Annotated in this window: 12 protein-coding genes; 9 read left to right on the forward strand and 3 right to left on the reverse strand. The window is 31.4% G+C overall.

Annotated elements, in window-relative coordinates:
• Positions 1-443 precede the first annotated feature (443 nt).
• The 3 genes from mecA to pepF all read left to right on the forward strand — a co-directional run bounded on the left by mecA (position 444) and on the right by pepF (position 4126).
• A complete protein-coding gene (gene mecA, locus IDG65_RS11320) occupies positions 444-1163 on the forward strand; it encodes an adaptor protein MecA (RefSeq protein ID WP_001217724.1) in 720 nt (239 codons plus the stop codon).
• Between the two features lie 120 nt (positions 1164-1283).
• Positions 1284-2270: a competence protein CoiA gene (locus IDG65_RS11325; RefSeq protein ID WP_000959286.1), complete on the forward strand. Its 987-nt coding sequence runs from the start codon at positions 1284-1286 to the stop codon at positions 2268-2270.
• A 47-nt stretch (positions 2271-2317) separates the two neighbouring features.
• Positions 2318-4126: an oligoendopeptidase F gene (pepF, locus tag IDG65_RS11330; protein ID WP_000082725.1), complete on the forward strand. Its 1809-nt coding sequence runs from the start codon at positions 2318-2320 to the stop codon at positions 4124-4126.
• Positions 4127-4585: 459 nt separating this feature from the next.
• Here the strand turns inward: pepF and yjbH are convergent, their stop codons facing one another.
• The 3 genes from yjbH to IDG65_RS11345 all read right to left on the reverse strand — a co-directional run bounded on the left by yjbH (position 4586) and on the right by IDG65_RS11345 (position 6477).
• Entirely contained in the window at positions 4586-5392 is an 807-nt protein-coding gene (gene yjbH, locus IDG65_RS11335; RefSeq protein ID WP_000896697.1) for a protease adaptor protein YjbH, read from the reverse strand.
• A 22-nt stretch (positions 5393-5414) separates the two neighbouring features.
• Positions 5415-5780, reverse strand: coding sequence for a truncated hemoglobin YjbI (locus IDG65_RS11340; protein WP_000214070.1), 366 nt, complete (start codon positions 5778-5780; stop codon positions 5415-5417).
• Positions 5781-5883: 103 nt separating this feature from the next.
• Positions 5884-6477 carry a CYTH domain-containing protein gene (locus IDG65_RS11345; protein WP_000224622.1) on the reverse strand — a complete coding sequence of 198 codons (594 nt, stop codon included), beginning with the start codon at positions 6475-6477 and terminating at the stop codon, positions 5884-5886.
• Positions 6478-6662: 185 nt separating this feature from the next.
• Between IDG65_RS11345 and IDG65_RS11350 the strand changes: the two genes are divergently transcribed.
• The 6 genes from IDG65_RS11350 to IDG65_RS11375 are packed head-to-tail and all read left to right on the forward strand — an operon-like array spanning position 6663 to position 12599.
• Complete coding sequence (locus IDG65_RS11350; RefSeq protein ID WP_001242102.1) at positions 6663-7010, forward strand: UPF0738 family protein; 348 nt, start codon at positions 6663-6665, stop codon at positions 7008-7010.
• Positions 7011-7026: 16 nt separating this feature from the next.
• Entirely contained in the window at positions 7027-7662 is a 636-nt protein-coding gene (yjbM, locus tag IDG65_RS11355; RefSeq protein ID WP_001077683.1) for a GTP diphosphokinase, read from the forward strand.
• Between the two features lie 16 nt (positions 7663-7678).
• Positions 7679-8488, forward strand: coding sequence for an NAD kinase (locus tag IDG65_RS11360; RefSeq protein ID WP_052997693.1), 810 nt, complete (start codon positions 7679-7681; stop codon positions 8486-8488).
• The gene (locus IDG65_RS11365) at positions 8485-9339 is read left to right on the forward strand and encodes an RluA family pseudouridine synthase (protein ID WP_000669934.1); all 855 of its coding nucleotides are present in this window, start codon (positions 8485-8487) and stop codon (positions 9337-9339) included. Before IDG65_RS11360 ends, IDG65_RS11365 begins: the two co-directional genes overlap by 4 nt.
• A gap of 20 nt (positions 9340-9359) precedes the next feature.
• Positions 9360-10745 (forward strand): magnesium transporter, encoded by a 1386-nt coding sequence (mgtE, locus tag IDG65_RS11370; protein WP_000062417.1) that lies wholly within the window; start codon positions 9360-9362, stop codon positions 10743-10745.
• A 9-nt stretch (positions 10746-10754) separates the two neighbouring features.
• Positions 10755-12599 carry a monovalent cation:proton antiporter family protein gene (locus tag IDG65_RS11375; RefSeq protein WP_052997692.1) on the forward strand — a complete coding sequence of 615 codons (1845 nt, stop codon included), beginning with the start codon at positions 10755-10757 and terminating at the stop codon, positions 12597-12599.
• The last annotated feature ends 44 nt before the right edge of the window (positions 12600-12643 follow it).

Genomic DNA, 12643 nt, shown 5'->3' on the forward strand with positions numbered 1-12643 from the left:
AAATAAAAAAAGAAAGAAAAAAGAGTAACCCTTTAGGGTTGCTGGAATAGTAGTGCAGTTGGCTGACTTGTCAGTGCCCTTTTAGGGCTGGCCAGTAAGGAAGGCTTATAGCCGCAGAACAAACCACTCGTTCACACGGGTGGTTTTGATTTTAATTTTACAATAATTGCTTAGTATCTTTTAAATCAAATGTGCAATTGTTAATATAGCTCTATATTAGAGTGTTTTGGATGAAACATTTGCTATGATAAGGTAAAATTAAATTAAGAAAGTGCTTTAATGCTTTAACTGTATAAATCATTTAAATAGTTTTGCTACAACGAATATGTTATTATAAGTTACCAAAATATTTTAGAGAAAGAAATCAAACAAATAAATTGTATTTTGTTTGATGCTTTAATACAATGTGGATACTATTCATCGACTGTAAGGAGTGAGATGATATGAGAATAGAACGAGTAGATGATACAACTGTAAAATTGTTTATAACATATAGCGATATCGAGGCCCGTGGATTTAGTCGTGAAGATTTATGGACAAATCGCAAACGTGGCGAAGAATTCTTTTGGTCAATGATGGATGAAATTAACGAAGAAGAAGATTTTGTTGTAGAAGGTCCATTATGGATTCAAGTACATGCCTTTGAAAAAGGTGTCGAAGTCACAATTTCTAAATCTAAAAATGAAGATATGATGAATATGTCTGATGATGATGCAACTGATCAATTTGATGAACAAGTTCAAGAATTGTTAGCTCAAACATTAGAAGGTGAAGATCAATTAGAAGAATTATTCGAGCAACGAACAAAAGAAAAAGACGCTCAAGGTTCTAAACGTCAAAAGTCTTCAGCACGTAAAAATACAAGAACAATTATTGTGAAATTTAACGATTTAGAAGATGTTATTAATTATGCATATCATAGCAATCCAATAACTACAGAGTTTGAAGATTTGTTATATATGGTTGATGGTACTTATTATTATGCTGTACATTTTGATAGTCATGTTGATCAAGAAGTCATTAATGATAGTTACAGTCAATTGCTTGAATTTGCTTATCCAACAGACAGAACAGAAGTTTATTTAAATGACTATGCTAAAATAATTATGAGTCATAACGTAACAGCTCAAGTTCGACGTTATTTTCCAGAGACAACTGAATAACGATATTAATTAAGCAACGCACTATGAAAGGGGACTCTTTGGAGTCTCTTTTTTTATTGATTTCAAAAGCTGAAAAAGTAATAGTAGTTAAACTTACGTGTAATATTTTGAGGTGAAGATATGTTAGTAGCTTTAAATGAAGAAAAGGAACGTGTGTTAGCAACTACTGCATTGAGAAAGACACAATATTTTTGTCCGGTGTGTGGCAAGCAAGTTATTTTAAAGCGTGGGCTCAAAGTAATTAGTCATTTTGCACATAAACATTTAGCGGAACAAAAATGTTTTAATAATGAAACGATTAAACATTATAAAAGTAAATTGATTTTAGCACAGATGATACAGCAACAAGGATGTAAAGTAGAGATAGAGCCATTTTTAAAAGAAATAAAACAAATTCCGGATATTTTGATTAATAATAAATATGTTATTGAGCTACAGTATTCGCCAATTCCTTATAAACAGATTCTTCAACGAACGGAAGGTTTAAAGAAAATGGGATATAAAGTAAGTTGGTTATTAAATGATGTTGATTATTGTCATAATAAAGTGAAGTTCAATCATTTTCAAAGTTTGTTTATTAATCCAATCACTCGAAAACTTCATACGTTCAATTTAGAGAAAAAACAAATAATGATGTTTCAACAAATACAATATTTAGGCGGGCACAAATATGTTGCTGAAAAAAGGAATGCCAAAATTATTGAGTTGTTTAATGAGGCGCCTTGTGATTATCATGCTGTTTATAAATTATCAAAGTTCGCAATTAATCAATATATCAAATATTGTCGCTGGCAAAATTCCGTTTTAGAACCCACTTTAAGTGCAATGTATCAATTACAGTTAACTGATCAAGAAGTAGTGCACAATTATGGTTATATTTTTCCAGAGCAAATTTATATTGAAAATCATCCTATTGAGTGGCAATTACAAGTTGATTTATTGTTAAAGAATGGAAAAAGCAAATTAGTAAATGACAACCTTAATTATTTTAAACTGAAAAAATTTATTGTTGCTCTAGAAAGTAAAACAGCAATTATAGAAAAACTTATTAACAATTATTTAAATATTTGTTCAGATAGAGGTAATGACGTGCAAATTTTGTTCTAAAATGAGAAAATTATATCAATTATATTTTATTAGGAGGTTTACTACATATGAGTCAACAATTATCGAGAGAAGAACAGGAACGTAAATATCCTGAATATACATGGGACTTAACAACAATTTTCAAAGATGATGAAGCTTTTGAGGCTGCATTTAAAGAAGTTGAAAATGAGTTAGGCAAAGAAGAACAATTTAAAGGACACATTGGTGATAGTGCTGAGACATTATACAATGCGTTAGAATTAGAAGATACATTAGGTACTAAATTAGAAAAAGTATATGTATACGCGCACCTAAAACAAGACCAAGATACAACGAACGACAAGTATACTGGTATGGAGTCAAGAGCACATCAATTAATTATTAAATTTAGCTCGGCATGGAGTTTCTTAGTGCCAGAGATTTTACAAATTGATGAAGATAAAATTCAATCATTTGTAAATTCATATGATAAATTACAAAAATTCGCATTTGATTTGAAGTTGATTAATGAAAAACGTCCTCATATTTTAGATGCTGAAACTGAAAAGTTATTAACAGAAGCGCAGGACGCGTTATCAACGCCATCAAATGTATACGGTATGTTTAGCAACGCTGATTTAGTATTTGAAGATGCGATTGATAAAGATGGAAATGCACACCCGTTAACACAAGGTACATTTATTAAGTATTTAGAATCAGATGATCGCAAACTAAGAGAAAGTGCTTTTAGAAATGTATATAAAGCATATGGTGCTCATAATAATACGCTTGGCGCTACACTAGCAGGTGAAGTGAAGAAAAATGTATTTAATGCTCGTACACACAATTACAAAACTGCAAGAGAAAAAGCATTGAGTAATAATCATATTCCAGAAAATGTATATGACAATCTAGTAAAAACTGTACATAAATATTTACCATTGCTACATAGATATACTGAATTGCGCAAAGAATTGCTAGGTTTAGATGACTTGAAAATGTATGATTTATATACACCATTAATTAAAGATATTAAGTTTGAAATGCCTTATGAAGAAGCTAAAGAGTGGATGTTAAAAGCATTAGAACCAATGGGTGAAGAATATTTAAATGTAGTTAAAGAAGGCTTAAACAATCGTTGGGTCGATGTCTATGAGAATAAAGGTAAACGTTCAGGTGGCTATTCATCAGGTGCACATTTAACTAATCCATTTATTCTACTTAACTGGTCTAATACTATTTCAGACTTATACACATTAGTTCATGAATTTGGGCATTCAGCACATAGTTACTTCAGTAGAAAATTCCAACCGTCAAATTCTAGTGACTACACTATTTTTGTCGCTGAAGTTGCATCAACTTGTAACGAAGCACTTTTAAGTGATTATATGGATAAACATCTTGATGATGAAAAACGCTTATTATTATTAAACCAAGAATTAGAACGTTTCAGAGCTACATTATTCCGACAAACAATGTTCGCAGAATTTGAGCATAAAATTCATGCAATTGAAGAAGCAGGTGAACCATTAACGCCAACTAGAATGAATGAAGAATATGCCAAATTAAATAAATTATACTTCGGTGATTCTGTAGAAACTGATGAAGATATTAGTAAGGAATGGTCACGTATTCCACACTTCTATATGAATTATTATGTATATCAATACGCAACTGGTTACAGTGCAGCTCAAAGCTTAAGTCATCAAATTTTAACAGAAGGTAAGCCAGCAGTAGATAGATATATTAATGAATTCTTGAAAAAAGGTAGCTCAAATTATCCAATTGAGATATTAAAAAATGCTGGTGTAGATATGACAACACCTGAACCAATTGAACAAGCTTGTGAAGTTTTTGAACAAAAATTGAACGCTTTTGAAAAATTAATGAAAGCTTAGTACTATTGAATTCGCTTACATTATGAACAGATTGTGACAATTTAAATTAAGTACTATTAAAAGGTTGAAATGGTAGAGATAGCATGTTATATTATGAACATGAAATTAATCACATAACAAACATACCCCTTTGTTTGAAGTGAAAAATTTCTCCCATCCCCTTTGTTTAGCGTCGTGTATTCAGACACGACGTTTTTTTATGTTCTTTTTTAATAAGAGGGAAGTGAAGTTGTATAAAAATGTATTAAATATGCACTTTTTATACATTAACGATTAATATAAGTCTATTATGTACCAAATTTATAATTTGTATAATTTTCGAACTGGTTAAATTCGAAAAATATCACTAATATATTTAGATCGATGTGTAACATTACGTTCTAATAATTTAATGTTGCAAAATTAAGAGTCAGTAAAAAGACCTCGTTACATTTATGGTGTACGAGGTCTTTAATTTATTTATTTTGATTTGATTTTAGGCATTTTAGATTTCCAGAAATCGCCATCTGGATATTTAAGTTTTTCAATTTTTTGTTGAATGGCTAACTTCTTTAACTCTTTGTTTAAAAGTTTTTCTGGCCATTCATAAATAGTAAGTAATTCTTCCATCGTTACAAGTTGTTGTTGCTGTATATAAGTTTCTAATTTAGGAGGAAGATTCTTTTCGATAGGTTTACCCATCAATTCATTAATTATATAAGTATAGATGTGATATGGGTATAATCCTTCGACTTTTAAACCTTCTTCATGAACATCTTCACTAAAGAAAACGAGAGAAGGGGCTTGTTCGATTTCCATTTCTCTTGCAATATGCAAATCAATTTTCAAGCTTTCGGTTAGTTTACTTTTTTGTAAGTCGTCTTTAAATACTTCTAAATCAATACCTGCATTTTGAATACAGTCACAAATCATTGATTCTGTAATAATATCTCTTTTAGGTATGATTTCATTTTGCATTAAATGTATAAATCGTTCGGCACGTACACGACCTTGTAACTCAGCTGCTTTATAAGCTAGGGCGATGTTATCAAAGTTGGATGTACTTTGAGCTTGGCATTTCGTTAATACTTTTAACGAAGGATTTAATATATGTCTGATACGTATATATTGATTATATTCAATTCTTAATTTGGATAAGATTGCTGATAATTTGAAGCAATCGGAGCTAAATGGATCGAAAAATGAATAAATTTCGATTTTACTTACAGGTGATAGATTAATATCTTCACGACTCTTATTTTCCATTATTCGTAATTCTCCAGCCATGTTTATTCACCTACAATTAATTTTAGGAATTCACCATATGATTAGCAGTTAATCTTAAGCGCTCAAATAAATAATCTCCAACACCTTGTGGAAACGCAGCGCGATTAATTGCTGTCTGCATATTTTCTAACCATGCATCTCTTTCAAATTCAGTGATTGTAAAATCCATATGTCTTTTTCTTAGCATAGGATGTCCGTGTTCTTCGGTATAAATGTTTGGACCGCCCAAAAACTGTGTTAAAAATTGTTTTTGTTTACGACTTGTTTCTGCAAAATCTCCTGGAAACAGGTGATTAAGTCGTTCATCTTTTTCTACAAGGGTGTAAAAATAATCAATCATATCGTATAACGCTTCTTTACCAATGATGTCATATGGTGTTGTTGTCATTTAATCACCCATTTTCAAAAATTTACTGTTACGAACTTAAGTTAATATATAACTAATATAACATGATTTTAAACATTTGAAAGAAATATGCATATTTGCCAATTTAATTTATATTGTTTGAAAGTGTTTCTTTTTTCTTGAAAAAACGTTGAACTTTATTTAAAGGTTGATGATGTTCGAGGTTTAGTTCGTTTAATAAAGATTGGAACTTTTGTAAACCTTGATTATAGTCTTTAACTTCGAACTCTAACTCATAATCCGTAGTATCGAAATACTCACTTTTATCTAAAACGAGTAAATCACCTTTATATTTAGTTTCTTGGCGATATGTCGTTAATGCACCAAGTATTGATAAAGTTGTATCCTTTACACCAAACTGTTCAACTATAATTTGACGAATGTCATCTGGAAGATTGTCGTTTGAAATAATCAAGTTCATCTCTGGTTTAATGTCGACGATATAGTTGTATTCTAATAGACCAACCTTTGCTGGTGTCTTTAAAGTCATTTCATATTGATTGTCTTTAACTCTTATGCGTAGTGCAGAGCGATGTTCCTTTAATTTGAAATCGGGTGTATCAATATAGTAATTGACTTGCTTAAACAGCACACTGTCTTTAAAATATTTCTCTTGCAATTTATTATAGATTGATGCAGTTATCATTTGTTTAAATTCTATTTCATGATTTGTTGCCATGATATGTATACACCTCGTATCAAATTCAATTTATCTTAACTATATTATGAATGACAAAGTTGAATTTTAAAAGTAATTTCCTTTATCTATTATCAATGTTAATTTGACCATTAAAAATAGTGTTCGTAAGTGTTTTGTATTATTGAATTGTGTTAAAATGTTATGGAATAAGAGGAGGATTAAGCATGCGTTTATATATTAATGAAATTAAAATTAAAGATGACATACTTTATTGTTATACAGAAGATTCTATTAAAGGATTATCTGAAGTAGGACAAATGCTCGTTGATAGTGATAATTATGCCTTTGCGTATACATTAGATGATGGTAAAGCGTATGCTTATCTCATTTTCGTACAAGAAACATGGACGATGTTGCATGAAAACATGACTAAAAAAATTATTATCAATGATGAACTAGAATTGACTGAATTCCACCAAGAACTTACTTATATTTTAGACAACATAAAAGGAAATAATAATTATGGTAAGGAATTTGTTGCAACCGTTGAAGAAACATTCGACATTGAATAAAGCGGGGTGAAGCACTATGAATCAATGGGATCAGTTCTTAACACCTTATAAGCAAGCGGTTGATGAGTTAAAAGTGAAACTTAAAGGCATGCGCAAACAATATGAAGTTGGTGAACAAGCCTCGCCAATAGAATTTGTTACTGGTCGTGTTAAACCAATCGCTAGTATTATAGATAAGGCAAACAAACGACAAATACCATTTGATAGGTTAAGAGAAGAAATGTACGATATCGCTGGTTTAAGAATGATGTGCCAATTTGTAGAAGATATTGATGTTGTCGTCAATATTTTAAGACAAAGAAAAGATTTTAAGGTAATTGAAGAACGAGATTATATTCGTAACACTAAAGAAAGTGGTTACCGCTCGTATCATGTCATTATTGAATATCCAATTGAAACATTACAAGGCCAAAAATTTATATTGGCTGAGATTCAGATTCGTACATTAGCAATGAATTTCTGGGCAACGATTGAACATACTTTACGATATAAATATGATGGTGCTTATCCGGATGAAATTCAACATCGTTTGGAAAGAGCGGCAGAAGCAGCGTATTTACTTGATGAAGAGATGTCTGAAATTAAAGATGAAATTCAGGAAGCTCAAAAATATTACACGCAAAAACGTTCTAAAAAACATGAAAATGATTAACGAGGTGTTATAAATCATGCGTTATACAATTTTAACTAAAGGTGACTCCAAGTCTAATGCCTTAAAGCATAAAATGATGAACTATATGAAAGATTTTCGCATGATTGAGGATAGTGAAAATCCTGAAATTGTTATTTCAGTTGGTGGTGATGGTACATTACTACAAGCATTCCATCAGTATAGCCACATGTTATCAAAAGTGGCATTTGTTGGGGTTCATACAGGTCATTTAGGATTTTATGCGGATTGGTTACCTCATGAAGTTGAAAAATTAATCATCGAAATTAATAATTCAGAGTTTCAGGTCATTGAATATCCATTGCTTGAAATTATTATGAGATACAACGACAACGGATATGAAACAAGGTATTTAGCATTAAATGAAGCAACGATGAAAACTGAAAATGGCTCAACACTTGTTGTGGATGTTAACTTAAGAGGGAAACACTTTGAGCGATTTAGAGGCGATGGATTATGTGTATCAACACCTTCGGGTTCAACGGCTTATAACAAAGCGCTAGGTGGCGCACTGATACATCCTTCACTTGAAGCAATGCAAATTACAGAAATTGCCTCAATAAATAATCGTGTGTTTAGAACGGTAGGATCACCACTTGTATTACCAAAGCATCATACATGTTTAATATCACCAGTTAATCATGATACCATTAGAATGACGGTAGATCATGTTAGTATCAAACATAAAAATGTTAATTCAATACAATACCGTGTAGCAAATGAAAAAGTGAGGTTTGCACGTTTTAGACCATTCCCATTCTGGAAACGTGTACACGATTCTTTCATATCAAGTGATGAAGAACGATGAAATTTAAGTATCATATATCACAACAAGAAACTGTTAAAACTTTTTTAGCACGACATGATTTTTCTAAGAAGACAGTGAGCGCCATTAAAAATAATGGCGCTTTAATTGTTAATGATGAACCAGTCACAGTGCGTAAGCAATTAATGCCAAATGATATATTAGAAATTCATTTACCACGAGAAATACCGAGTGTTAATTTAATACCTTATGCTCGTAAGCTAGAAGTATTGTATGAAGATGCTTTTATCATCATAGTTACTAAACCAAACAATCAAAATTGTACGCCTTCGAGAGAACATCCTCATGAAAGTTTAATCGAACAAGTACTATATCATTGTCAGGAACATGGTGAAAATATTAACCCACATATTGTTACGCGTCTAGATCGTAATACTACTGGTATTGTGATATTCGCTAAATATGGACATATCCATCATTTATTTTCTAAAGTAAACTTGAAAAAAATATATACTTGCCTTGTATATGGTAAAACCCATACATCTGGTATTATTGAAGCTAATATTAGACGGTCAAAGGATAGTATTATAACTAGAGAAGTTGCCTCGGATGGTAAATACGCTAAAACATCTTATGAAGTAATAAATCAGAATGATAAATACAGTTTATGCAAAGTTCATTTGCATACGGGACGTACACATCAAATTCGTGTACATTTTCAACATATTGGGCATCCAATTGTGGGAGATTCTTTGTATGATGGTTTTCATGACAAAATTCATGGTCAAGTACTGCAATGTACGCAAATATATTTTGTTCATCCAATCAATAAGAACAATATTTATATTACAATTGATTATAAGCAATTACTTAAATTATTCAATCAACTCTAATTCACACAGGGGGTGTAAGTATGTCAATGAACACAGATGAAAAAGAGCGTGTTCAAGAGGAATTATACGACCAAACTTTATTAGATCAATACTTAGAAAATGATGATATTGATCAATTTAGAGATGAATTTCTAGCATTACACACATATGAACAAAGTGAGTATTTTGAAGATACTACCGATGAAAATAGACAAAAGATTTTTCAATATTTATCACCTGAAGAAGTTGCAAATTTCTTTGATCAATTAGATATTGATGACGATGAATATGAGTTGCTATTTGATAAAATGAATGCGACATACGCAAGTCACATATTAGAAGAAATGTCATACGACAATGCAGTAGATATTTTAAATGAGTTGACTAAACCAAAAGTTGCTAGTCTTTTAACATTGATGAATAAAGATGACGCGAATGAAATCAAAGCATTACTTCACTATGATGAGGATACGGCCGGCGGTATTATGACGACGGAGTATTTATCACTTAAAGCGCATACGCCTGTTAAAGAAGCGTTATTATTGGTCAAAGCGCAAGCGCCAGACGCAGAAACAATATATGTTATATTTGTCGTTGATGATGATGGTAAATTAGTAGGTGTTTTATCACTAAGAGATTTAATTGTAGCTGAAAATGATGCTTATATTGAAGATATTATGAATGAACGTGTCATTAGTGTGAATGTAGCAGACGACCAAGAAGATGTTGCTCAAGTTATGAGAGACTATGATTTCATGGCTGTACCTGTTATAGATTACCAAGAACATTTGCTTGGTATCATCACGATTGATGATATTTTAGACGTTATGGATGAAGAGGCTAGTGAAGACTACTCTCGTTTAGCCGGGGTTTCAGATATCGATTCGACTAATGATTCAATCATTAAAACAGCATTAAAACGTTTACCATGGTTGATTATTTTAACATTTTTAGGAATGATTACTGCGACAATTTTAGGGAGATTCGAAAAAACATTAGAAAATGTAGCGCTACTCGCAGCGTTTATTCCTATTATTAGTGGTATGTCAGGAAATTCAGGTACACAATCTTTAGCCGTTTCAGTTCGTAACATTACGACAGGGGAAATTAATGAGCAAAGTAAATTTAGAATTGCATTAAGAGAAGCGGGAAGTGGTGTATTATCGGGTGTTGTATGTTCAACAATATTATTTACAATTATTGTTGCAATATATCATCAGCCACTTTTAGCATTAATCGTTGCAGGAAGTTTAACTTGTGCGATGACGGTGGGGACGTTTGTAGGTTCGATGATTCCATTATTGATGAATAAATTAAATATCGATCCAGCAGTGGCTAGTGGACCATTTATTACAACAATTAATGATATTATTAGTATGTTGATTTATTTTGGTTTAGCTACATCATTTATGGCTTACTTAATTTAAGGAGGAGTTATGGAGTTTTTATCTTTAGTTATTGTTGTTTTAGCAGCGTTTTTAACTCCAATAATTGTCAATCGATTAAATATTAATTTCTTGCCAGTTGTTGTTGCAGAAATTTTGATGGGGATTGTGATTGGAAATTCATTTCTAAATATAGTAGAAAGGGATTCAATTCTAAATATTTTATCAACGTTAGGCTTTATCTTTTTAATGTTTTTAAGTGGTTTAGAAATTGATTTTAAAGCTTTTAAAAAAGATAAACGCGCACGTCAAGGACAAAATGATGATGAATCCTCAATTCCAGGGCATCTTAATCTAGCGTTAACTGTATTTGCATTTATTATGATTATTTCGATTCTGTTAGCGTATGTATTTAAATGGCTTGGATTAGTGGATGATGTGTTATTAATGGTCATTATCATTTCAACTATTTCCTTAGGCGTAGTTGTTCCAACTTTAAAAGAAATGAATATTATGAGAACAACTATAGGTCAATTCATCCTATTAGTAGCAGTACTTGCGGACTTAGTAACTATGATTTTATTAACGATCTATGGTGCAATCAATGGTCAAGGCGGCAGTACAATATGGTTAATAGGTATATTAGTTGTTTTCACAGCAATTTCATATATTTTAGGTGTTCAATTTAAAAGAATGTCATTTTTACAAAAATTGATGGATGGTACGACGCAAATCGGTATTCGTGCGGTGTTTGCATTAATAATATTATTAGTAGCCCTAGCAGAGGGAGTTGGCGCAGAAAATATATTAGGTGCATTCTTAGCAGGTGTCGTTGTTTCATTATTAAATCCAGATGAAGAAATGGTTGAAAAGTTAGACTCATTTGGTTATGGGTTCTTTATTCCTATTTTCTTTATAATGGTTGGTGTAGATTTAAACATACCTTCATTAATTAAAGAACCGAAATTACTAATTATCATACCGATTTTAATCGTTGCATTTATCATTTCAAAATTAATTCCAGTCATGTTTATTCGACGTTGGTTTGATATGAAAACAACGATTGCATCAGCATTTTTATTAACATCAACATTATCGCTCGTGATAGCTGCAGCCAAAATTTCAGAAAGATTAAATGCTATTTCAGCTGAAACGTCAGGTATATTAATTTTAAGCGCAGTCATTACATGTGTATTCGTTCCGATTATTTTCAAAAAACTGTTTCCAGTTCCAGATGAGTTTAACCGTAAAATTGATGTTAGTTTAATTGGTAAAAATCAATTAACGATTCCTATAGCGCAAAATTTAACATCTCAGTTATATGACGTGACATTATATTATCGCAAAGATTTGAGTGATCGTCGTCAATTGTCGGATGATATCACGATGATAGAAATTGCTGATTATGAACAAGATGTTTTAGAACGACTAGGTCTGTTTGACCGAGACATAGTTGTTTGTGCCACGAATGACGATGATATTAACCGAAAAGTTGCTAAATTAGCCAAAGCACATCAAGTTGAGCGTGTCATTTGCAGACTTGAAAGCACAACGGACGATACAGAGTTAGTTGATTCAGGTATTGAAATTTTCAGTAGCTACTTAAGTAATAAAATCTTATTAAAAGGTTTAATTGAAACACCTAACATGTTGAATTTATTAAGTAATGTTGAAACATCACTATATGAAATTCAAATGTTAAATTATAAATATGAAAATATTCAATTACGTAATTTCCCATTCGGAGGAGACATCATCTTCGTGCGTATTATCCGTAATAATGAGTCGATTGTTCCGCATGGAGATACACAATTGCGATATGGAGATCGCTTAATTGTTACCGGGGCTAAAGAATACGTTGATGAATTGAAGCAAGAGTTAGAATTTTATTTTTAACAATAATGATATTAAAATGCAGACGTATTTTAGTACGACGTAAA

It is taken from the genome of Staphylococcus sp. EG-SA-17 (genome assembly GCF_017151845.1).
Lineage (GTDB): Bacteria > Bacillota > Bacilli > Staphylococcales > Staphylococcaceae > Staphylococcus > Staphylococcus aureus.